This is a genomic window from Streptomyces sp. NPDC003034 (assembly GCF_053591375.1).
The window spans coordinates 83,708-106,533 of the sequence record NZ_JBSFTS010000012.1 but is presented as its reverse complement, the minus strand read 5'-3'; the positions used below and the strand labels follow the sequence as shown (position 1 = coordinate 106,533).

General features: G+C 67.9%; 19 protein-coding genes and 1 pseudogene. 4 read left to right on the top strand and 16 right to left on the bottom strand.

Annotated features, from left to right (window positions below; genetic code table 11):
• Positions 1-50: 50 nt before the first annotated feature.
• The 15 genes and pseudogenes from ACWDX7_RS15155 to ACWDX7_RS15085 all read right to left on the bottom strand — a co-directional run bounded on the left by ACWDX7_RS15155 (position 51) and on the right by ACWDX7_RS15085 (position 15,807).
• Positions 51-776: a class I SAM-dependent methyltransferase gene (locus tag ACWDX7_RS15155; protein WP_451489777.1), complete on the bottom strand. Its 726-nt coding sequence runs from the start codon at positions 774-776 to the stop codon at positions 51-53.
• Between the two features lie 124 nt (positions 777-900).
• Positions 901-1,566 (bottom strand): O-methyltransferase, encoded by a 666-nt coding sequence (locus tag ACWDX7_RS15150; RefSeq protein ID WP_451489778.1) that lies wholly within the window; start codon positions 1,564-1,566, stop codon positions 901-903.
• Between the two features lie 14 nt (positions 1,567-1,580).
• Complete coding sequence (locus ACWDX7_RS15145) at positions 1,581-2,387, bottom strand: aspartyl/asparaginyl beta-hydroxylase domain-containing protein (protein WP_451489779.1); 807 nt, start codon at positions 2,385-2,387, stop codon at positions 1,581-1,583.
• Positions 2,388-2,447: 60 nt separating this feature from the next.
• Positions 2,448-3,173, bottom strand: coding sequence for a 2OG-Fe(II) oxygenase (locus ACWDX7_RS15140; protein WP_451489780.1), 726 nt, complete (start codon positions 3,171-3,173; stop codon positions 2,448-2,450).
• Between the two features lie 28 nt (positions 3,174-3,201).
• Positions 3,202-3,519, bottom strand: a complete 318-nt coding sequence (locus ACWDX7_RS15135) for an acyl carrier protein (protein WP_451489781.1) — start codon at positions 3,517-3,519, stop codon at positions 3,202-3,204.
• Positions 3,516-4,823, bottom strand: a complete 1,308-nt coding sequence (locus ACWDX7_RS15130; protein WP_451489782.1) for an AMP-binding protein — start codon at positions 4,821-4,823, stop codon at positions 3,516-3,518. Before ACWDX7_RS15130 ends, ACWDX7_RS15135 begins: the two co-directional genes overlap by 4 nt.
• Positions 4,816-6,063 (bottom strand): MFS transporter, encoded by a 1,248-nt coding sequence (locus tag ACWDX7_RS15125; protein ID WP_451489783.1) that lies wholly within the window; start codon positions 6,061-6,063, stop codon positions 4,816-4,818. Before ACWDX7_RS15125 ends, ACWDX7_RS15130 begins: the two co-directional genes overlap by 8 nt.
• A 35-nt stretch (positions 6,064-6,098) precedes the next feature.
• Positions 6,099-7,100 carry a biotin synthase BioB gene (locus ACWDX7_RS15120; protein WP_451489784.1) on the bottom strand — a complete coding sequence of 334 codons (1,002 nt, stop codon included), beginning with the start codon at positions 7,098-7,100 and terminating at the stop codon, positions 6,099-6,101.
• Positions 7,094-8,329 carry a hypothetical protein gene (locus ACWDX7_RS15115; protein ID WP_451489785.1) on the bottom strand — a complete coding sequence of 412 codons (1,236 nt, stop codon included), beginning with the start codon at positions 8,327-8,329 and terminating at the stop codon, positions 7,094-7,096. Before ACWDX7_RS15115 ends, ACWDX7_RS15120 begins: the two co-directional genes overlap by 7 nt.
• Entirely contained in the window at positions 8,326-9,216 is an 891-nt protein-coding gene (locus tag ACWDX7_RS15110) for a GNAT family N-acetyltransferase (RefSeq protein WP_451489786.1), read from the bottom strand. The genes ACWDX7_RS15115 and ACWDX7_RS15110 overlap by 4 nt, the downstream gene beginning before the upstream one ends.
• Positions 9,194-10,570, bottom strand: a complete 1,377-nt coding sequence (locus tag ACWDX7_RS15105; protein ID WP_451489787.1) for a B12-binding domain-containing radical SAM protein — start codon at positions 10,568-10,570, stop codon at positions 9,194-9,196. The genes ACWDX7_RS15110 and ACWDX7_RS15105 overlap by 23 nt, the downstream gene beginning before the upstream one ends.
• A gap of 149 nt (positions 10,571-10,719) precedes the next feature.
• On the bottom strand, positions 10,720-11,013 hold the full coding sequence (locus ACWDX7_RS15100) for a hypothetical protein (protein ID WP_451489788.1): 294 nt from the start codon (positions 11,011-11,013) through the stop codon (positions 10,720-10,722).
• A 361-nt stretch (positions 11,014-11,374) separates the two neighbouring features.
• Positions 11,375-12,227, bottom strand: a pseudogene (locus ACWDX7_RS15095) (transposase); the annotation flags it as partial.
• A gap of 420 nt (positions 12,228-12,647) precedes the next feature.
• Positions 12,648-15,365 carry an aconitate hydratase AcnA gene (acnA, locus tag ACWDX7_RS15090; RefSeq protein WP_451489789.1) on the bottom strand — a complete coding sequence of 906 codons (2,718 nt, stop codon included), beginning with the start codon at positions 15,363-15,365 and terminating at the stop codon, positions 12,648-12,650.
• 268 nt (positions 15,366-15,633) lie between these two features.
• Entirely contained in the window at positions 15,634-15,807 is a 174-nt protein-coding gene (locus ACWDX7_RS15085) for a hypothetical protein (RefSeq protein WP_451489790.1), read from the bottom strand.
• 465 nt (positions 15,808-16,272) lie between these two features.
• On the opposite strand from ACWDX7_RS15085, the gene ACWDX7_RS15080 reads away from it, so the two are divergent.
• The 4 genes from ACWDX7_RS15080 to ACWDX7_RS15065 all read left to right on the top strand — a co-directional run bounded on the left by ACWDX7_RS15080 (position 16,273) and on the right by ACWDX7_RS15065 (position 21,122).
• The gene (locus ACWDX7_RS15080; RefSeq protein WP_451489791.1) at positions 16,273-16,818 is read left to right on the top strand and encodes a pyridoxamine 5'-phosphate oxidase family protein; all 546 of its coding nucleotides are present in this window, start codon (positions 16,273-16,275) and stop codon (positions 16,816-16,818) included.
• A gap of 333 nt (positions 16,819-17,151) precedes the next feature.
• A complete protein-coding gene (locus ACWDX7_RS15075; protein WP_451489792.1) occupies positions 17,152-18,681 on the top strand; it encodes a helix-turn-helix domain-containing protein in 1,530 nt (509 codons plus the stop codon).
• 282 nt (positions 18,682-18,963) lie between these two features.
• Complete coding sequence (locus ACWDX7_RS15070; protein ID WP_451489793.1) at positions 18,964-19,491, top strand: DUF3887 domain-containing protein; 528 nt, start codon at positions 18,964-18,966, stop codon at positions 19,489-19,491.
• 239 nt (positions 19,492-19,730) lie between these two features.
• Positions 19,731-21,122 carry a cytochrome P450 gene (locus ACWDX7_RS15065; RefSeq protein WP_451489794.1) on the top strand — a complete coding sequence of 464 codons (1,392 nt, stop codon included), beginning with the start codon at positions 19,731-19,733 and terminating at the stop codon, positions 21,120-21,122.
• Positions 21,123-21,202: 80 nt separating this feature from the next.
• Here the strand turns inward: ACWDX7_RS15065 and ACWDX7_RS15060 are convergent, their stop codons facing one another.
• Positions 21,203-22,657, bottom strand: coding sequence for an MFS transporter (locus tag ACWDX7_RS15060; RefSeq protein ID WP_451489870.1), 1,455 nt, complete (start codon positions 22,655-22,657; stop codon positions 21,203-21,205).
• Positions 22,658-22,826: the final 169 nt, after the last annotated feature.

Sequence of the window (22,826 nt, the reverse complement as noted above, 5' to 3'; positions counted from 1 at the left end):
GCCTGATCCGCGAGAGCGGGTCAGGCCCCTGAGTGGTTTCCGGGGCGTCGTCACAGCGGGCGCTGGAAGAGTCCGGTGTTCAGGAGCGAGACACCGAAGAGCGGGGAATCGGGCGACTGCCTTCTCATGGCACGCAGCTCGATCTCCGTGAAGGCGGTGAAGAGGCCGCGCAGGTCATCGAGGGTGTAGGCCAGTCCGCCGTCCAGGCTCCGCGTGCGGTAGAACTCCTCGTCGGGCAGTTTCGAACCCGTCGCTCCCGAGGCGAAGCACGCGAGCGCGAAGTGGCCGCCGGGGGCGAGCGCCCGTTCCAGCAGAGCCAGGTAGCTGACACGGCGGTGCGGCGGCAGGTGGTGCAGGCAGCCGGAGTCGTAGATCAGGTCGTAGCGGCCGGGCGGCAGATCGACGGTGAAGATGTCACCGCAGTGGAAGCGGACGTCCACGCCCGCTTCGCGGGCCCTCTCCTGGCCCCAGGCCACCGCGGTACGGGAAAGGTCGACCGCGTCCACCTCGTAGCCCTGTGCGGCGAGGAAGACGGCGTTACGCCCGGGCCCGCAGCCCAGGTCCAGGACCCGGCCGGGTGTGATGAGGCCGCGTTCCAGGTACGAGGCCAGGTTCTCGTCCGGCTTGTCGACGAAGAACGGGATGTCCCGGGAACGGTTGGCGTAGAACTCGTCCCACCAATCGCAGGATCCGTCCGTCCAGCGGTCCGTCTCCGCGGTGAACAGTCGATCCAACATGTGCAGGACGTCGTCCACCGTGCGGATATCACGGGTCACTGCAATTTCCTCCTCATCGGTCACGCCCTGCGATCGGCATGACGCATTGGTGTCCCCGTCATTGCGGCCTGCGGGCGCCTCCCGACGAACCGGTCGGGAGGCGCCCGCAGGCCCCGTGCGTCTGTCAGCTCATCCGGATGACGAGCATGCCGTCATGCCCTCGGTGGCCCACCGTCTGGAAGACCACTCCATCGACGCGATCAGAGCTGCTGACCAGCTCGAGTACCCGCTGGGTGGCGCGGACGGCGCCGTTCGACGTCTCCAGGTTCCGGACTTCGCCGGACCTCACGACGTTGTCGAAGACGATGACGCTGCCGGAGCGGCCCAGTCGCAGGCAGCTCTCGAAGTAGGTCACGTTGTTGTGCTGGTCGGCGTCGATGAAGAAGAAGTCGAAGGGCTCGGCCTTCTCCTCCGCGAGCTGTGCCAGCTGTTCGGCGGCATTGCCCACTCGGACCTTGACACGGTCGTCGAGGCCGGCCGCCTTGAGGTTGTCCGCGGCGACCATGGCGTGCACCGGATTGTTCTCGATGGTCACCATGCGGCCGCCCGGAGGCAGCGTCTTGGCCAGCCACAGCGAGCTGTAGCCGCCGAGGCTTCCCACCTCGAGGATCCGCCGGGCACCGGCTATCCGTGCCAGCAGGCTGATCTGCTTGCCCTGAAGTGCGGAAACGTTGATGGCGGGCAGGTCCGCCTGCTCGCTGACGTCCAGCGCACGTGCGAGGTCGGGATCGGGCGCACACAGCACGCCACTGAGAAAGGCTTCGGTCTCGGACCAGGTGTCAACAGCCATGACAGACGGTTCTCCTAAGCAGCGAGGGAAGTCGGGCCGGGGGCCGAGGCGTCCATCTGGTGCGCCCAGAAGTGCCGTGCGTACATGCGCCGCCAGACGCCCATCATGTGCGTGAGGGCCGCGATCTCCGGCGGGGTGAGATCCGGGTGCCAGAAGTCGAAAAGCAGCACCGTCCGGCGCTCCTCGCCCTCGTTCCAAACCTCGTGGTCATAGGAGTCGTCGAAGACGAACGCCTTGCCCTCCTGCCAGGCGCGCGTCTCCGAGGCGACCCGGATACGGGAACCCTCGGTCGCCACCAGGGAGAGGTGGCAGCGCAGGTGGGCATTGCTGAAGCCGGAGTGCGGGCGGATATGCGTACCTCCCATGATGGTCGAGAAGTACGTCATGCCGCTGTCGGTGGCGCCGTGAATGGCCGAGAGCGTCTTCAGCGTGTGCGGGAACGCGGAGACATTCTTGGCGTAAGGTCGGCCGATGCACGACAGGTACAGCGCACGCCACTTGCCGTCCTCGGCCAGCCCCGTGGGATGCGATACCGCGCTGTCGAGGTTGGCGCCCAGGGCCTGCAGCTCCTCAAGGATCGCGGGAGCGGCGGCCTCCAGCTCGTCGAGCCAGGGGAAGTCATCGCGGCTCCACCACGGTCGGGCCGTGAGACCGGGGAAGTAGATCTCCGGCGTCTGCAGACCGCCTACCTCGCCGATCCGCCCCTCGGCGGTGATCTCCAGTCCCTCTCTGATGCGCTCGACCTGCGTGGGGTCGACCTTCCCCTGTGCGAGCCACCGGTCGAACTCCCGGGGGCCTTCGGTGATCCACAGTTCTTCCATGTTCCTGTTTCCAATCCAGCGAGAGAAGCCAGCACGCCGATAACTGAGTGCTCAAGGGGCCTAGTCGGAGCCGAGCAAGGACGTCAGCCTGTCCATGGACCGCCGTTCGGGCTCGGGAGCGGCGCCGGCGACGAAGCCGGTCATCGTCTGCCGCAAGGTCGTCCCCGCTGTCCGGTCCACCCGATTGATGCAGTGGATGGTGCCTTCTTGGACGAGGACCAGTCGGTTCGGCTTCGGCACGACGGCCGTCAGAGCGTGCGAAGCCAGGCTCGCCTTCGCTTCGACGGCCTCCATCGCGGACATGCCGGTCGTGTCGACGTCGACGGCCTCGGGATCAGCGTCCAGGATGACCAGTTCGCCGGCCCAGGACGCCTTCCATTCCTCGTGAAGGAAGAAGACGAACTCCCCCAGCCGGCCGGTCGCCACATCGTTGTGCCAGCCCAGTCGGCTTCCCGCGGGGTACTGCCAGAAGCTGAAGCCGACCGCCGACCAGTCCTCCCCGGGCGCGCCGAACATGTCCCGATGCGCTCGGAGTTCCCTGAGGATCATCTGGAAAGCGGCGGGCTGCGCGTCCTGCTCCCGCGACTCGGCCGTCGGCGCCCCGGTGTCCTGTCGGAGCACGGCTCCACGAGAGCGGAAGGCATGCCCGTCCGTCTCCGGATAGATGACGCTGGCGACTTCTTCGAATCGTCTGCGCTTCATCAGCGAACGGATCTCCGCGAGCTCGTTCGGCGGCAGGAAGTCATCGATGACCCGGTACCGTGCGCCGCTGGCAACGATATTCATGAATACTCAACCTTTCTTTCTGTCCGACTCAGCGCCCGGCACGCCGACAGTCCGCGAGTGCACGTGCCAGGCCAAGGACCGTGCGCGATTCGGGAGTCACGACCACCGCGTCAGGAAGGAGGACGTCGAAGCGCTCTTCGAGCACCGTGAGCACCTCCAGCCAGGTCAGGGAGTCGAGTCCGAGCTCCGCGGGCGATTTCAGCAGCGTGTCCTGGTCCGCCGCGTGCAGGCACCGCAGCCGGGCCAGTACGACATCGTCGACCTCGGCGTTCCCGGCCGCGGAGACGATCGCGTCTATCACCGCCGTCAACCCGTCACGGGAATCCGACGCCAGCTGTTCTGTCATTTCGCCCTGATCCATTCCGTGAGCGCAGTACGATCCAGCTTTCCGATATCGGTCCGCGGGAATTCGGCGAAGATCCTCAACCGTGGTGCGACACCGGGCGGAACGCTCGCGTACAGCGCGTTCTCCACGGTCTCTCGCGAGGGCGGCCGTCCGGACACCACCGCGTAGACGTCTTCGAACTCCGCGTCGCCGGCTCGGGAGAGGACCAGGAACTCGACCTCCTCCACACCCTCCACCTCACCGACGGCGGCCCGGATCGAGGAGACGTCCACGAACTTGCCGTTGGCGCGTACGGCTCCGGGCTCGCGCTCGACGAACCACACCTGACCTGAGGCGTCACGCTCGACGATGTCCCCGGTCCGCCACAGGAGCGAGTCGCGTACGGGCTCGTGTGCGTAACCCCAGACAGGAGTCGCCGTACGCACGAGCAGTTCGCCGCGGGATCCCGGATCCGGACTGACGATCCCGACAGAGGGGATCGGCTGCCCGAGCCCGGCGGATCCGATGAACATCCCTCCGGTCTCGCTCGACCCGTACCCCCGCATGATCGGGACTCCGAAGCGGGCCACGCAGGCGGCCTCCAGCTCGTCCGAGACCGTGCCGGCACCGACGAGGATCGCCCGCGGCCGGGAGTCACCCTTGCGCCGGGTCTTGGTGAGCAGCCGCAACAGGGCCGGGGTGATGGCCAGCTTGGTGCTCTTGCCCTGGTCCAGGTCGTGGGCCACACCCGAGGCCGTCGTGAACGGACGGGCGTCGACCAGGCACCCGGACAGGAGCGCGGCGAGCGCCACCCCCGAACCGAAGGAATGCGCCACCGGTACAGGGATCCTCACCGCGTCCTCGACACCCAGCCTCATGCCTCCGCGGTAGCCGACGTGCTCCGCGCGAATGCTCTCGACACTGCGCCTCGCGAGTTTGGGCTCGGCGGTGGATCCGGATGTCTCGTGCAACAGACCGAGACCGGCGGGGACCGGCATGCTCGCGGTGACGCGCCGTGCCACCGTGATCTCCTCGGCGAACCCGGGAGTGACGGTGAAGGACGCGCCGTGCGCCGCGAACGTCTCCGGTTCGCGGGGCGTCACCCACGCGGCGGCGCCGATGTTCCAGCACGCGACCACGGCTGCCAGGAGCGTCTCCGACGCGAGGCCGGAGAACACGAGCAGGTCTCCGTCCGTGACACCTGCCTTCCTGTACTGCTCGGCGTACCGCGTGATGCGGCTCGCGGTGGCCTCCGGGAGCGCCTCGCCGATCCGTCCTCCGGACGAGAGGACGCCTTCGGCCAGTCCGCGCCGGGCCTCAGACACCGGAATCAGGGGTCGGTGTCGCGGAATGGATCAGCCGATCCATCCCGATGATGGGAAGAGCCGTCAGGAGTGCGCCCGCCACACCGATCCACATGCAGGGCACGACGCCGATGTGGGAGCCGAGCCAGCCGGCCAGGATCGCCGCCACGGGCATGGTTCCCCACACCACGAAACGGATCGAAGCGGTCATCCGGGCCAGCATGTTCTTGGGACAGACCCGCTGCCGCACACTCACCTGCGCGATGTTGAAGGTCACCGCACCCCAGGTCATTCCGAACTGGCCGAGGACAAGCAGGACGACCGGGATCACGAAGGCGGACTCGTCCAGGGATCCGGCCACGGGGAAGGCCACCATGGAGACACCCGCCAGCACGAGGCCGACCGCCATGACCTTGCCTGCGTTGAATCGGGCACGGACCTTCGGGAGGGTGAGTGAGGCCAGCAGGCCACCGAGCGTGCCGACGCCGAGGACGACCCCCATGACCGTGGAGCCCAGCCCCAGCGTCCTCAGGATGAGCAGGGGCGTCAGCGTCATGGTGATGGTGGCGAAGAAGTTCGACACCCCCACCGAGACGCACAGCCGCCGCAGTACCGGGTTGCCCACGACGAACCGGACGCCGGCCAGGATGTCCCGCGCCAGCCGGGCATCCTCTCCCGTCTTCTCACGGCGGGACGGCTCGGAGTCCTTGACCGTCGCCAGGAAACCGGCACACACCACATAGGCCACCGCGTCGATGGCGATCACCACGGGCGCGCTCACCGCTTTGAGGAGGAGTCCCGCCGCGGCCGGCCCGCCGGCCGCGGAGATCTGGGCCGATGACTCCAGCCTCGCGTTCGCCCGTTCGATGTCCTTGTCGGAGACAATGAACGGCACATACGACTGGTACGCGACGTCGAAGAAGACCGAGGCGACACCGACGATCACCGCGACCGCGTACAGCCACACGAGCGAGAGCTGGTCAAAAGCCCATAGCACGGGGACGCCGGCCAGCACGACGGCTCGTACAACGGCCGCTCTGATCATTGTGGTCCGCTTCGACCATCGATCGACCCACGCACCCGCCGGCAGGCCGATCAGCAGATAGCACACGGTGAGCGCGGCGGTCAGGTATCCGACCTCCGCCGCCCCGGCGTGGAGGGTCTCGATCGCGACCACGGGCAAGGCCACCATCCCGAAGCGCTGGCCGACCTGCGACACGGTCTGCGCGGTCCAGAAGCGCATGAACCGGCTGGTGCTCACTTCCGACACGGCAGCGTCGGACACGGAGACCCTCATCAGGGCGTCACCCCAGTCATCAGGGGCTGCTCGATGAACCTCGATCCGCTCAGCTCAAGCCCGGAGGACCGGACGAGCCCCCGCACGTGATCGAGAGTGACGACGAAACGGTTCTTCCCGTAGATCAGATAGCGCTTCTGGTCGCTGGCGCTGGAGAAGTTGACGGTCATCACGTTGGCACCGGCGTCCAGGCCGCGTGACTGGCCCCCACTGCCCGCCCGCTCCAGCGCGCTGACCGACGGGATCAGCAACTGCGGATAGCGCAGTCGGAGAACGGCGATGACGTTGAGCGCCAACTCGTTGTCGCCGATCGGCGAGATGCTCATCGGCGTGTTCGGGGCCGGGATGAAGGGACTCACGCTGCACATGTCCACACCGAGCTCACCCGCCAGCTCGATGTCGTCGATGATGCTGTCCAGCGACTGCCCTGGCAGGCTGGAGATCAGCCCTGTGCCGACCTTGAAGCCCACCTCCTGGAGATCCCGCATACACCGTAGGCGCGTCTCCAGGGTTTCGTGCCGAAGGCTGAGGTGGAGTTCGGGATCGCTCGTCTCGTGCTTGAGGATGTAGCTCGTCGCGCCCACGGCCCGCAGTCGCTCGTACTGGGCCCGCTTGAGGTTGCCGACGTTCAGCAGGATCTCGACCCGGTCGTCGTACAGCCGCCGAATCTGCGGTATCACCTCCTCCAGGAGGGGCATCAGCGCCGGGGTCTCGCCGCCCTGGAGCAGGATGACGTCGATCCCGTTGTCCCGGATCAGCTTGGCCAGCTCGACGATCTTGTCCGCGGACAGGAAGTAGGTGTCGTTCTCGCGTACGTTGTCACGACGCATCGGGCAGTATTCGCAGTTCACCCGGCAGACATTGGTCAGCTCGATGACACCTCGCAGCACGACGGTCGCACCGAAGTGCTCGTTCCGTGCCTTCCGGCTCTCTGCGAACAGCTGCTCCTGCTCAGGACCGCGTGTCAACAGCAGACGGCGCATTTCATCACGACTCAGCAAGACGTACCTTCTTCCTCACGAATCTCGGGCAATGTCATGTCGACGACCATCTGCGCCATGCGACCGGGGTCGGCATCCGCTTCTCCGTACGTGGATATCGCATCGACCAGGGACGGACGGAAATCTATTTCTCGGGACTTGCCGTTGACCGTCACCAGCACTCGGCCGTGATCCACCAGCCGGTCACCGAGGAAGAGACGCAGCCGCGAGCAACCGGACGCACGGATGACCAGGTGAGTACGGGCCACCGCACGGGCGTCCACGGTCGCCGTGCTCCCAGGGAGGAGATCGTCCATCTCCACCCAGTGGGCCCGGCTGTGCGCCCTCTCGCGGGCACGGTGCCGGACATGTCTGGGCCACGGCATTCTCTTCGCGGCGCCGAAGCACCGAACGACCTCATCGAATTGCGGATTTCCCGGCTCGATCCCCATCGTGCTCAGCTTGTGTTCTCCATCCGGCACTTCGACGAACGAAATACCGTGATGGCCTTGGCCCCGCAGATGCGTCACGGCATCACGGGCAAGGATGAGGGGGATCTGCTGATCCCGGACTCCGTGCACCACCGTCAGCGGCACGCTCAAGGCATTGGGCAGCAGCTCACGCATCGTGTTGTCGGGCCCGAACATCTCCCAGATCGAGGGTGCGCCGTTGATGGACGTTGCCATGGCGAGGCCGTCCCAGCGACGTGACGCCATGCCCCACGTCGCGATGCCCCCCATCGAGGCCCCCACCAGAGCGCAGCGGTTCACGTCGACGGCCAGGTGTTCACGGGCCCAGCGCAGTGCTCGCACCGGGAAATCGCCCGGCTCCGTCGTCCACCGAGCCCCCTGGAATCGGCTACCGAAGATTCCGGCCACGTCGAAGTTGTTGCTCGTCCCGAACGGTTGAAGCGCGGTCGGGCACAGCAGGACCGCTCCGCAGGCGTCGGCGAGCACCCGGAGGTGATCCTGGAGCACCGCCGCGGAGCTCCCGACGCCGTGCAGGCCCACCATCAGGCCCAGGGGACGCCCGTCCCGACGCGACGGCACGTACAGCTCGGCCTCGGTCGGCCGCCCCCAGGCGTCCAGCAGCTTCACGGTCTCCGACCGGGCGGCTTCACCCGCGCCGGCCGTAGAGAACAGCAGTCGCTCAAGGCGTCGCGGGTCGAGTCCTTGTCGCCGGAACAGCTCTGCCGCCGCCTCAGGACTCTCGTCCAAGCAGACGCGCCGCGCCGCGTGCGCTCCGATCACGGCGTCCTCAGCTCCGTCGCGGCCGGGTGAACCGACGTACCCAAGGGTTCCGCGCCTGCGAAGGACACCAGGCCCAGAGCGACCGGGGAACGGCTCAGCCGCCGCGCCCCCAGGCCGACCATGGCCAACGCGGCCGGGATGTCCGCTGCCTCGACCACCACCTCGGCGGAGGTCGCGCCGGCCGACACCGCGGTGTCCTCGACGGCGGCCAGGAACCCGTCCAGGTCACCCATCGAACGGCACGGGTTGCCGCTCAGGACGAGTCGTGAGCGGTCCAGCACCCAGGCGAGCCGGGTGCCGGCCGAGGGACTGCGCGGAACACCGAGCAGTTCCCGGACCATAGGAGCCGCTTCGTCTTCGCCCGGAACGACGAGCGTGCCGGACGTGCGCGGGGGCGTCCCAGTCGGACGCTCCGCGTCGGAGCCGTACGGCAGCTGGACGAGGTAGCGGTGCAGGAGCGAGCCGACAGGACGCAGCCGCAGCCTGGTGGCCAGACGCGCCTCAGGCTTGTTCGGCTCCACCCAAGCGACGACACCCTCATATCCGGCCTCCCGAGCCCAGTCCCGGATGGCGAACGCCACACCGAGCGCGGCCCCCGACCCTCGGAACTCGTCGTCGACGAAGACGCCCTTCAGCAGCAGGTGCCGGTGCCATCGCATGGCTCGGTGCGCCGCCGCCAGCGTTCCGTCCGGGGTGAACAGGCCCATCCAGCAGTAGTCCGCATCGGCCGCCAGTTCTCGGCGGATGACGTCGGCGTCGACACCCTCGAACGGGCAAAGCCGCAGAGCTACGTCGACCTCTCCGTCATGAAGGCGGCGTGCCGTCAGTCCCGGTCCCGTACGCGGGCTCGCGAGGGGCGCGGTATCAATTTCCGCAACCACTGCCACCGCCTCCTCCTACCCGGGCCAGGGCAAGGTACGTGATTCCCGCGGGCGCGATCGTGGGCATTGCTTCTGTTCTCGCCATCTTGCGCGCAGCCGCACGGCCGGCCATCAGGTTCATCATGAGTTGGGGGGTGACGAATCTGGAGTCCAGATCCTGGATGATCCAGGTGAACACGTCGAGATCGAAGGGATAGAAGACGGGGTAGAGCAATTGATCGTCGTCCGCCCCGAGTTGCCTCGCTAGGGCGGTCTCAGGCAACACCCGATAGCCGACGTGCATCACGAGTTCGTCATCGCGGAGATTCTCGTTGATGAAACGGGCACTGTTTCGGACCGACTCCCTGCTCTCGCCCGGGCCGCCGAATACGACGTTCACCTTCACCGGAAGGTCGTTCTTACGGCTGCGCTCCAGGAATCGAGACACGTGCCGGCTTGAGAAGGACTTGCCCAGGTTGCGCATCATGACGTCGTCGAGGCTATCGGGTGACACCACAACGGCTTCCACTCCGCTGTCCTGGAGAATTTCGCCGAATTCGTCATCAAAGGGCTTCGGCGTGAAATACGCCGACCAGGTCAAGCCATCCAGGGAGAGATCCTTGACAAGCTGGACGACTTCCTTCGCGAACCGCAGTTCACTGTTGAAGATACCGTCCGTGAAGAAGATTCGCCTGAATCCGGCACGGTGAATACTACGGATCTCGTCCGCCAGGACTTCCAGCGGCTTGAGGTCTCCTGCGTTGTCTCCTTCGATGTACGCGTACGGGCAGTACCCGCAGGTCTGGTAGCAGGTCTTCCGCCGGGTCTCCACGCCAATCATCGCCTGGTGCGCGTTCGTGTACGCCGCCATGAGCGAGGCCGAGTGGCGCAGGGTGTCGGTGAGGAATCCGCAGTGCCGCCTTCCCTGGAGGACGCCCCCTCTCCCCTTGAAGGACCGCGGGTTCGTCGCGATGTCGAGCATGACTTGCTCACCTGGGCCGATGACTCCCACGTCAAGCACGAGCCTGCCGACGAGCGTGTCGCCGAACAGGCTGAACCCCGGCCCGCCCCCGACCAGCACCGGGTCGAGCCCACGCCGGTCGAGCTCGGCCCGCACGCGCTTCACGAAGGAGACGTACTCGTCGACATGAGTGCTGCAGGTGATGTCGATGGGGTCGATATTCCGGATGGTGAACCCGATGACATCCCATTCATGACCGAGCCAATCGAGGTCGGCCAGACCGGCCGGCTCTGCAACGAAATCCATGAGCCGCGTCACGTGGCCCGCACGGTCCAGGGCGTCCTGGACACACCGGACACCGATGGGGAATATAGGCTGATTCCCGTCCATGGGAAGGCTGGCCAGGTTGACCAGCAGCACGCGTGACATACAAAACCTCTTCACCCAGAGAGAAGACCGGGGGCGCAAGGGCGGCGGAGATGTTGGCTCTTGCGCCCCGGCCAGATGGGCGAGTAGCGGCTCAGTTCTTACGAAGAATCACATAGCCGCAGCGCGCCGGAATTTCTGATTCAGCCGCAGGACGGCGTGGACATCGTGATGAGGAAGTCCGAGTCGACCAGGTCGAAGAGAAGCTCACACGCCCGGTCGAAACGCTCGGCGTCGACGAGCATGAGCGACTCCATGGACTCCTTCTCGATGACGATGCCAGCGTCGGCAAGCGTCTTGCGGGGCTTGTCCTTCAGAGCCGCGCCGAACGACTCGTCGGAACCGAGGCGCGCCACGAGGGCCTCCAGGGTCTGCGCCGCCTTCTCGGCTTCGGCGACCTGCTGGGCAGTGAACGAGGTTACGGCGGTCTGCGTCATTCCATTGCTCCTTATCGACGTGCTTTAACAGCCGGATATCAGCCAAGACGTCCCCGTGCTCAACAACTGTGGCCGTCTCTTCGATGCTTCGATCCTTGCCGACGTAGAAGGGCCGGACCAGAGGTCTGGCCTGGCCCATTCCGCTTCTGGCCGGTTTATGCCTGGGCCGGAAGCCAGAGGTCGACGCGCTGGCCGGTTCCGGGCCTCGTGGGCACGGGCCTCGTGAGCAAAGGGGCATGCCGAGATCGCCAGTCGGCTGCAGGTCCTCGACGACGTCCGTGCGTGGATGGCTTCGCTGATCGACGACCCCGCCTCGAGGTCTCGCAGGCCCTCACTTTGACTCTGAAGCTTCTATAGATCGTCAAGCTGTGGGAGACAGCCGGGGTGCTCCGCTGAATGCGCCCGTGAGGTGGTGGTAGACCTCGCGCGCGACGAATCGCTTGAGGCATCTGAAGATGTCCTTCGTCTTGAGTCCTTCGAGGGTGCGTCGTGCGAGTCGCGGGTGCGCGGGTCGTGGCGCATGCGGACCAGCACGATTGTGTGCAGCGCACGGTTGGCCTGGCGGTCTCCGCCACGGTTGAGTCGGTGGCGGTCGGTGCGCCCGGAAGAGGCTGGCACGGGCGCGGCGGCGCACAGGTGGGCGAAGGAGACCTCTGAAGCGAGCCGGTCGGGGTTATCCCCGGCGGTGACCAGCAACTGACCGGCGGTTTCAGTCCCGACGCCCCGCAGCGCGAGTAAGCGGGGTGCGGTGCGGGCGATCAGGACGCGCAGGTCGCCGTCCGCGTCTGCTATCTCCTCGCTCAAGTGCCGGTACCGCTTGGCCAGGCGCTTGAGGGCGATTTTGATGGCTGTGGCCGGGTCGGCAAGATCGGCGCCGGGACGGCTGGCGGCCAGCCGTCGGACCAGTTCGGTGGTGGTCAGCGAGCGCAGTGCTTCCCGTACCGCAGCGGGGGCGGTGATGATCAGTGATTTGATCTGGTTGATGGTCTGGGTACGGGCCTTGACGGCGCTGGCGCGTACCACGCGCAGTCCGCGGATTGCCTCGACCGCGCCATCGCGGTTCTTCGGGGTGCCGGTGGCGCGGCCTGCGAGGACCGCGGCGGCGTAGGCCTCGATGGAGCCCACCCTGCCGCTCGGCGAGCCCGGCGATCGGGTCGGTCCACCTCGATGACGGCGATCTGGTTGGCTCGGAGGTAGCGGCTGAGTTCGGCACCGAGGTGTCGATGCTCACTGCCGCTGGACGTTCCGCAAAAGCCAGCTTCGCTGAGAACGCGAGGAGAGGCGTTCGCAGCCATCCTGGCAAACCGGCAGCTCAGGGCAAGACCAACGGACAACTGCAGTGCGACGGGACACGAGAGGCCGCCCCATCAGCGGGAAACGATCTTCGGCTGACTGGGAAGCGATCTTCAACCGTTTCTGTCCCGCCTGGTCGGAGACACTCGTGAACACCCCACAGAAGAACCCCGCACCTGGTACCAGGTGCGGGGTTCTTCGTCGTCGTAGGATGCGCAGCTCCGCTCCGGGAACAGATCGCCTGCGATCATGGTCACAGGCGGCGTCTTCCGCACCGTCGAGCGCGAGTGCCCCGCCCCCCGCGTGCGAGATGCAGGGGTAGGGCGCTCGTTCACATCAGGTCAAGAACCGACAAGTTGGCGCAGCACGTACTGCATGATGCCGCCGTTGCGGTAGTAGTCCGCCTCGCCCGGCGTGTCGATGCGCACGACCGCGTCGAACTCCACACCCGTGTCGGTGCTCACCTTGACGGTGCGCGGGGTGGTGCCGTTGTTCAGCTCCTCCACACCGGTGAAGGCGAAGGTCTCCTCGCCGGTGAGGCCGAGCGAGGCCGCCGTGGCGCCCTCGGGGAACTGCAGGGGCAGCACGCCCATGCCGATCAGGTTGGAGCGGTGGATGCGCTCGTAGGACTCGGCGATGACGGCCTTGACGCCGAGCAGCGCGGTGCCCTTGGCAGCCCAGTCGCGGGAGGAGCCGGAGCCGTACTCCTTGCCCGCCAGGATGACCAGCGGGATGCCGGCGGCCTGGTAGTTCTGGGAGGCGTCGTAGATGAAGGAGACCGGCGCACCCTCGACGGTGAAGTCGCGGGTGAAGCCGCCCTCGGTGCCCGGCGCGATCTGGTTGCGCAGGCGGATGTTGGCGAACGTACCGCGGATCATGACCTCGTGGTTGCCGCGGCGGGAACCGTACGAGTTGAAGTCGCGGCGCTCGACGCCGTGCTCGGTGAGGTACTTGCCGGCCGGGGTGTCGGCCTTGATCGCACCGGCCGGGGAGATGTGGTCGGTGGTGACCGAGTCGCCCAGCTTCGCCAGCACGCGGGCGCCGGCGATGTCGGAGACCGGGGTGGTCTCCATGGTCATGCCCTCGAAGTAAGGGGGCTTGCGCACGTAGGTCGACTGCGGGTCCCACTCGAAGGTGTTGCCGGTCGGGATCGACAGCGCCTGCCACTGGGCGTCGCCCGCGAAGACGTCCTGGTAGGACTTGTTGAACATGTCCTCGCCGATGGCGTTCGCCACGACGTCGTTCACCTCGGCCTCGGAGGGCCACAGGTCCTTGAGGTGGACCGGGTTGCCCTCGGTGTCGATGCCGAGCGCGTCCTTGGTGATGTCCACCTTCATGGAGCCCGCGATGGCGTACGCGACGACCAGCGGCGGGGAGGCCAGGTAGTTCATCTTGACGTCGGGGTTGATCCGGCCCTCGAAGTTGCGGTTGCCGGAGAGCACCGAGGTGACCGCGAGGTCGTGCTCGTTGATCGCCTTCGAGATCTCCTCGTCCAGCGGACCGGAGTTGCCGATGCAGGTGGTGCAGCCGTACCCGACGAGGTTGAAGCCCATCTTGTCGAGGTACGGGGTCAGGCCGGCCTTGTCGAAGTAGTCGGTGACGACCTTCGAACCCGGGGCCAGGGTGGTCTTGACCCACGGCTTGCGCGACAGGCCCTTCTCGACCGCCTTCTTGGCCACGAGCGCCGCCGCGACCATGACGTAGGGGTTCGAGGTGTTGGTGCAGGAGGTGATCGCGGCGACGGTGACGGCGCCGTGGTCGATCTCGAAGGACGAACCGTCCGCGAGGGTCACCAGGGTCGGCTTCGACGGGGCGCCGTTCGGGTGGTTCGCCGGGGCGTCGGAGGCCGGGAAGGACTCGATGCCCGCCTCGTCCACGTCGTCGACGTAGTTGCGCACGTCCAGGGCGAACTGCTCGGCGGCGTTCGCGAGGACGATGCGGTCCTGCGGGCGCTTGGGGCCGGCGATGGAGGGGACGACCGTGGAGAGGTCGAGCTCCAGCTTCTCGGAGAAGTCCGGCTCGGCGGCCGGGTCCAGCCACAGGCCCTGCTCCTTGGCGTACGCCTCGACGAGCGCGACCTGCTGCGCGTCGCGGCCGGTCAGGCGCAGGTACTTCAGGGTCTCGTCGTCGATCGGGAAGATCGCGGCGGTGGAACCGAACTCCGGAGACATGTTGCCGATGGTGGCGCGGTTCGCGAGGGAGGTGGCGGCGACGCCCTCACCGTAGAACTCCACGAACTTGCCGACGACACCGTGCTTGCGCAGCATCTCGGTGATGGTCAGCACCAGGTCGGTGGCGGTGGTGCCGGTCGGCAGCTCGCCGGTCAGCTTGAAGCCCACGACGCGCGGGATCAGCATGGAGACCGGCTGGCCGAGCATCGCGGCCTCGGCCTCGATGCCGCCGACGCCCCAGCCCAGCACGCCCAGGCCGTTGACCATGGTGGTGTGCGAGTCGGTGCCGACGAGGGTGTCGGGGTACGCCTGGCCGTTTCGGACCATGACCGTGCGGGCCAGGTGCTCGATGTTGACCTGGTGGACGATGCCGGTGCCCGGGGGGACGACCTTGAACTCGTCGAAGGCGGTCTGGCCCCAGCGCAGGAACTGGTAGCGCTCCTTGTTGCGGCCGTACTCCAGCTCCACGTTCTGGGCGAACGCGTCGTTGGTGCCGAACTTGTCGGCGATGACCGAGTGGTCGATGACCAGCTCGGCCGGAGCCAGCGGGTTGATCTTGGACGGGTCGCCGCCGAGGGCCTTCACGGCCTCGCGCATGGTGGCGAGGTCCACGACACAGGGGACGCCGGTGAAGTCCTGCATGATCACGCGGGCCGGCGTGAACTGGATCTCCTCGCTGGGCTGGGCCTGGGAGTCCCAGTTGCCGAGCGACCGGATGTGGTCGGCGGTGATGTTCGCGCCGTCCTCGGTACGGAGCAGGTTCTCCAGCAGCACCTTCAGGCTGTAGGGAAGGCGGGCGGAGCCCTCAACCTTGTCCAGCCGGAAGATCTCGTACGACTCGTCGCCCACCTGCAGCGTGCTGCGGGCGTCGAAGCTGTTCGCCGACACGACAGTCTCCTTCATGCATGAATTCGCGCGTATGACCGCATCCTGCCGCCACGCCCCTTGGCCAATCCGCTAAGGTAGGGCTAAGTTAGGTAAGCCTTACCGGCGGGGGCGGCTGCGGTACGCCTTCGGCAGATATCTCGATGTCGAGATAACTCTAGTACATGTCCGCGCCGACGACGAGGCGCGCACCGGTGTGACCGCTGTCATCCGATCGAGGCGTTTGCTCAGCGCACCCGGCCGTTCTGGCTTCTTGGCAGCGAACCTACTCCTATGAGGTGACGCGCTGGGGGGCGCTGGCCGACGGCCGGCCGGCCCAGCGGCTGCCGTCATTGGGTCGGGTGGCCCCTGCGGTGGTCGAGGCGATGCGCTCGGCGCGGCCTTCGGAGAGCGGGCCGTGGAAGCTCAGAGTGCCGAGACGCCGGGGAAGACCGGAAGCTGTCATGGGCAGACGTTAGATCCGCCGGGGTGCTCTGCCGAGCGATTCAGCCGCAACTCGTCCGCCCCGGGCAGGGCGCCAAACGCGCTGGCGGGCTGTCCCGCTCGACGGTGCCGAGTGGCCCGGCCAGCTCTCGCGGCGGCTCCGGCCCGCGCAAGGCGGATCGGCCGGTCAATGCGGCGGGCCGCACTCGGCTACGCCCGCCTGCGGGCACGCCGACTCGCTGCCCACCCGCGTAATCGTTCGACAGGACTGGTGGACGCACGCCCTCGCCGCTGCGAGATCAGCGACAGAGCCGGCGAACGTGCGGTCCACCGACTGCTCCGACCTCACCGACCTCACCCACGGCAGCGCACGAGAGGGTCCTGTTTGTGCTGTCCGGGTGCTCTTGATCCCTGCCGGAAGCGGGTCTGAGCGCCGCCGGGCCCGGCTGCGTAGCCTGCGTGATCAGGAGAGGGAAAGGACTTCCGCATGACGCCGCAGCACCCGAGGACCGAGCTCGACGCCCGCTACAGTTCCGCGCTGAACCCGCGCCCGGGCGCGGAAGGTGTCACCGCCACCGACTGGGCCGAGGCCGAGCGCCGACTGCGGGCCGCCGAGCTGTTCTGGATCACCACGGTCCGGCCGGACGGCCGGCTGCACGTCACGCCGCTGATCGCCGCCTGGCACGACGGGGCGCTGTACTTCAGCACCGGGCCGGGCGAGCAGAAGGCGAAGAACCTGGCCGGCAATGCCCACTGCGCACTCACCACAGGGAACAACTCGCTCTCCGGGGGCCTCGACATCGTGATCGAGGGCACGGCGGAGCGGGTGTCGGATCCGGCGCGGCAGGACGAGGTCATCGCCGCCTTCGAGGAGCAATACGGGGACCACATCACCTCGCCGGAGGGAATCTTCTACGGCTTCGGCGACAGCATCCGCCAGGGCAACGACCTGCTGTTCGCGGTGGCACCGGGCACGGCGTACGGCTTCGGCCACGACGGCCAGGTGTTCAGCCACACCCGCTACACCTTCTAGCGGGCTGGGAATCTCCCCCGCCGCCCCGGGCGTCGGCGACGGGACGGAAGGAGAAGGCGCCGAATCCATCTGAGGTCCGCAGCGGGCTACACAAAGAGGACGGATGCACACAAACGACGGATGCGCACATCAGGACGAACTCCACCGGTCCGCGCCGCAAGCCGAACCTCAAACGCCCCAACCACCCCGGACCAGGAGCAGTTCGCCCGCCCGGACCACCGCCTCGGCGCGCGGCAGGCGCCCGTAGGTCCCACCATGGGAGCTGACGGTACGTAACACCCGTCTGCCACACCCAGCGCGAGCGGCATCTCATATCTGAGATACCGTGCACCTATGGCAGACGACTACCTCGTACGCATCGGCAAGCTCATCCGTGACGCCCGGCAACACCGGGGCTGGACACAGAGTCAGCTCGCCGACGCGCTCGGCACCAGCCAAAGCGCCGTGAACCGGATCGAGCGCGGCAACCAGAACATCAGCCTTGAGATGATCGCCCGGATCGGCGAGGCTCTCGACAGCGAGATCGTCTCTCTCGGCTACGCCGGCCCGATGCACCTGAGGGTCGTCGGCGGCCGCCGGCTGTCCGGCGCCATCGACGTCAAGACGAGCAAGAACGCGTGCGTCGCCCTGCTGTGCGCCTCCCTCCTCAACAAGGGCCGTACGGTCCTTCGGCGGGTGGCCCGCATCGAGGAGGTCTACCGCCTGCTGGAGGTCCTCAACTCCATCGGTGTCCGTACCCGCTGGATCAACGACGGCGTGGACCTGGAGCTGATCCCGCCGGCCCGCCTCGACATGGAGGCCATGGACGCCGACGCGGCCCGCCGGACCCGGAGCATCATCATGTTCCTGGGCCCCCTGCTGCACCGGATGGACCACTTCCGGCTCCCGTACGCCGGCGGCTGCGACCTCGGCACCCGTACCATCGAGCCGCACATGATCGCCCTGCGCCGCTTCGGCCTGGACATCACCGCGACCGAGGGCATCTACCACGCGCAGGTCGCGGCCGGGGTCTCCCCCGACCGTCCGATCGTGCTGACCGAGCGCGGGGACACGGTCACCGAGAACGCGCTGCTGGCCGCGGCCCGGCACAACGGCGTCACGGTCATCCGTAACGCCTCCTCCAACTACATGGTCCAGGACCTGTGCTTCTTCCTGGAGGCGCTGGGCGTCAAGGTCGAGGGCGTCGGCACCACCACGCTCACCGTCCACGGTGTCCCGAACATCGACGTGGACGTGGACTACTCCCCCTCCGAGGACCCGGTCGAGGCGATGAGCCTGCTCGCCGCCGCGGTCGTCACGGAGTCGGAGCTGACGATCCGCCGGGTGCCGATCGAGTTCATGGAGATCGAGCTCGCGGTCCTGGAGGAGATGGGCCTCGATCACGACCGCTCGGCGGAGTACACGGCGGACAACGGCCGCACCCGCCTGGTGGACCTGACGGTCAGGCCCTCCAAGCTCGAAGCGCCGATCGACAAGATCCACCCGATGCCGTTCCCCGGGCTGAACATCGACAACGTCCCCTTCTTCGCGGCCATCGCGGCCGTCGCCCAGGGCCAGACGCTGATCCACGACTGGGTGTACGACAACCGGGCCATCTACCTGACCGACCTCAACCGCCTCGGCGGCCGCCTCCAACTCCTGGACCCCCACCGCGTCCTGGTCGAGGGCCCCACCCGCTGGCGCGCGGCGGAGATGATGTGCCCGCCGGCCCTGCGCCCGGCGGTGGTGGTCCTCCTCGCGATGATGGCCGCGGAAGGCACCTCGGTACTGCGCAACGTCTACGTCATCAACCGCGGCTACGAGGAACTGGCCGAACGCCTCAACTCGGTGGGCGCCCAGATCGAAATCTTCCGGGACATCTAGAAGCAACGCCGTTCGGTCGGGGCCGAACTGGGTGACGTCGAGGCCACCATCAGCATGATGATGCTGATGGTGGCCTTTTATGTGACGCGGCGCGCCAGATGCTCAACCGCTCCCGCCGCACAGCAGCAGCCCGCCCAGCCGGCGCCTCATGAGCGGCGCGGCCGGCATCGCAAGCCTTGACCCCGTATACGGACCCCGCTGGGTCGGCCCCAGGCACGAGGCACGGCTGCGAGGGTCCTGCGCCCCGGCGTGCGAGGGGAGCGCGCGCGGAGCAGAATGGGCGTGTCCGCCTTCGAGGTGAAGAAAGCCGTGGTCCTGATGTCCGGAGGAGACGCGCTGCTCAGCGGGAAGCGGCGACTGGTGCGGGCGGTGGCCGCGGTGACACTGGGCGCCTGCACGCTGTTGCCGGTCAACGGTATGGCGCTGGCCGCGGTGCAACCCCACGCCCCTACGACGGTCGCGCTCCCGGCCCCCGCCTCCCCGGCTCAGACTCCGTACGACCGGATCGCCCTGACGACGCTCAATGACATCGTGAAGGGCGACTTCCCCGCTGCCACCGCCCGCTTCGATGCGACGACACGTGAGCTGCTGCCCCCAGACGCACTGGCGAGGGCGTGGCAGGCGTACCAGGACGAGTTCGGGCGCTACCAGTCGCACGGGGCTCCCCAGGGCGTCGCCTTCCGCGAGTTCACCGTGGTCAACGTGCCGCTGCGCATGGAACACCGGCCCGGGGAGTTCCGTGTGGCCTTCCGCGAGGACGGAAGCATCGCCGGTCTGTGGTTTCTTGGGGCAGGTGTGCCGATCTCGTAGTCCCCCCACGTCCAGGGCTCAAGAACAGCCCTTCGGCACCTCACCGGGAGGGTCCCCTCTTCCGGCGCGCCCGCCGAGCCCGGCCACCCCACCCACCACCCCGGACGCCCCACCCAGCTCGCGATCGCGCCCTTCGGAGCCGGTGATCGTCGGGATTCGGCCTGATGTGCCGGGTTTCTCGCCACCGGGTGGTGGGGCCCGGCAGAATTGACACATCGGGACGGGACGAGGGGGCGGCCATGGCAGTCGATACGGATACGGGCACCAGCGCGGAGATCCCCGATCTCGCGGGGGTGCCGCTGCTCGGGTCGCTCTTCGACCTCAAGTCCGACTCGCTCGGGACCTATCTGCGGGCCCAGCACCAGCACGGCGACGTCGTACGGATCACCGCCGGCCCGCCCGGTCTGCGCGCCGCGCTGTACTGCGTCTTCTCCGCGGAAGGCGCCCAGCAGGTCCTGGCCTCGGAATCGGCCAACTTCCGCAAGGACAACCCCTTCTACCAGGAGATCCGGGACTCCTTCGGCAACGGCCTGCTGACCAGCCAGGACGAGGACTACCTGCGCCAGCGCCGGCTGGTCCAGCCGCTGTTCACCCGGCGCCGGGTCGACGGTTACGCCGGAGCCGTCGCCGATGAGACCGAATCGACCCTCGGCGCCTGGCGGGAGGCGCCGGGCGGCGTCGTCGACGTGGCCGACGAGATGATGCGGCTCGCTCTGCGCGCGGTCGCCCGGATCCTCTTCGGCACCGATGTGGACGCCACCGTCGATGTCGTGGACCGGTGTTTTCCGGTCATCACGGAGTACGTGCTGCGCCGCGGCTACTCCCCCGCCAACGTCCCGCGCGGCTGGCCCACCCCGGCGAACAAGCGGGCCGCCGCCGCGATGGACGAGCTGTACGGCGTCTGCGACAGGATCATCGCCGGGCGACGCCGCGACGCCGCCGCCCCCGACGGTGGCGGCGAGGATCTGCTCACGCTGCTGGCCGCCGCCAAGAGCGCGGACGACGGGGAGTTCGACCTCTCCGAGCTGCGCGACCAGGTGCTGATCTTCCTGCTCGCCGGCCACGAGACGACCGCCACCTCGCTGTCCTTCGCCCTGCACCTGCTGGCCCGTCACCCCGAGCAGCAGAGCCGGGCCCGCGAGGAGATCTCCCGCGTCCTGGGCGACCGTACGCCCGGCGCCGCCGACCTGGACCGGCTCCCGTACCTCACCCAGGTCCTGAAGGAGGCCATGCGGCTCTACCCGGCGGCCCCGGTGATCGGCCGCAAGGCCGTCGCCGCCACCGAGGTCGGCGGACACACCATCCCCGCAGGCGCTGACGTGATACTGGCGCCGTGGGTGACACACCGCCATCCGCGCTACTGGCCGGATCCCGACCGTTTCGACCCCGAACGCTTCACCCCGGAGGCGGAAGCGGAACGCCCCCGCTACGCCTGGTTCCCCTTCGGTGGCGGACCGCGCGCCTGCATCGGGCAGCACTTCTCGATGCTGGAATCGGTGATCGCGCTGACCATGATGGTGCGGTCGTACGAGTTCGAGCCCGTGGACACCGACATTCCGGTCAGCGCCGGCATCACCCTGCGCACGAACGGTCCGGCGCGCTGCCGGATCCGCCCCGTCGGCGGCGGATAGCGGCGGAGCGGTTCCGGGCGGCTACTCCTTGACGGAGCGGTTCCGGGCGGCTTACTCCCTGACGGAGCGGTTCCGGGCGGCTACTCCCTGACGGCCGTCGGCCTGTGGTTGCCCTGGAGCCGTTCGACGTCCGCCGAGCGGACCTGGATGGCGAGCAGCGCGATCAGCGCCGCGACCAGGGTGAACACGGCGGCCACGATGAAGGCCGCGGAGACGCCGGCGGTGAGGACCTGGTCCCCCCAGGGCTCGGGGAGCCGCCCGGTGCGCTCCAGGAACGTCCTCTGCTCCGGGGTGGCCGCGCGGAGGAAGGACGGCATGAGGTCCTTCGCCTCGTTGCGGCTGGCCGTCCCGAAGACGGTGACCAAGATCGAGAGCCCCAGCGAACCGCCCACCTGCTGTGTCGTGTTGAGCACCCCGGACGCCGCGCCCGACTCGCGGTCGGGGACGTTCGACAGCGCCATCAGGGTCAGTGACACGAACTGCATGCCCATGCCGAGGCCGAAGATGAGCATGGGGCCGAGGACGCTGCCCAGGTAGGTGGAATGGACGTCGGTCCGTGTCAGCCAGGCCAGGCCGGACGCCGTGCAGAGGGCGCCCATCACCATGAAGGGCTTGGGGCCGTACTTCGGCAGCAGTTGTGAGGTCACGCCCGCGCCGACGGCGATGATCGCGCTGACGGGGAGGAAGGCCAGGCCCGCTCGGATGGGGCTGAATTCGAGCACGTTCTGCACGAACAGCGTCAGGAAGAAGAACATGCCGAACATCGCGCAGGCCAGGAAGAGCATGATGCCGTACGTCCCGGCCCGGTTGCGGTCGGCGAACATGTGGAGCGGAGTGATCGGCTGCCGCGAGCGCCGTTCGATCAGGACGAAGGACGTCAGCAGCAGCGCCGCCACGCCGAACGAGGCGAGGGTGAGGCTGTCGCGCCAGCCGTCCTGGGCGGCGCGGATGAAGCCGTAGACGAGCGCGACCATGCCCAGGGTGGAGGTCAGCGCGCCCGAGAAGTCGAAGTGGCCGGGGTGGCGCTCGGATTCCCGGATCACCTTGGCCGCCGCGACCGCGATCAGCAGCGCGATCGGGACGTTGACGAAGAGCACCCAGCGCCAGTTCAGCCACTCGACGAGGACTCCGCCGGCCAGCAGGCCGATCGCGCCGCCGCCCGCCGAGACCGCCGCGAAGACGCCGAACGCCCGGTTGCGCGCGGGCCCTTCGCGGAACGTCGTGGTGATCAAGGCCAGCGCGGTGGGGGACGCGATGGCGCCGCCGACGCCCTGGAGGGCGCGGGCGGCCATCAACTGGCCCGCGTTCTGTGCGAATCCGCCGAGCAGCGAGGCCAGGCCGAAGAGCAGGACGCCGAAGATGAAGACCCGCCGTCGGCCGAGGATGTCGCCGGCGCGGCCGCCGAGGAGCAGCAGGCCACCGAAGGTGAGGGTGTAGGCGTTGATGACCCAGGAGAGGTCCTCGGTGGAGAAGTCCAGGGCGTTCTGGATGCTCGGCAGGGCGATGTTCACGATGGTGATGTCGAGGACGACCATGAGCTGACAGCAGGCGATGACGGACAGGGCGAGCCCGTTGCCGCTCCCCCTGACCTTGCCGTTGCCTCTCCCGTTCGCACCGGCGTTCCCGTTCCCGTTCCCGCTGCCGCTGCCCCGGACCTTGCCGTTGCCGTTCCCGCCGCCGTTGCCGTTCGCACCGCCGATGCCC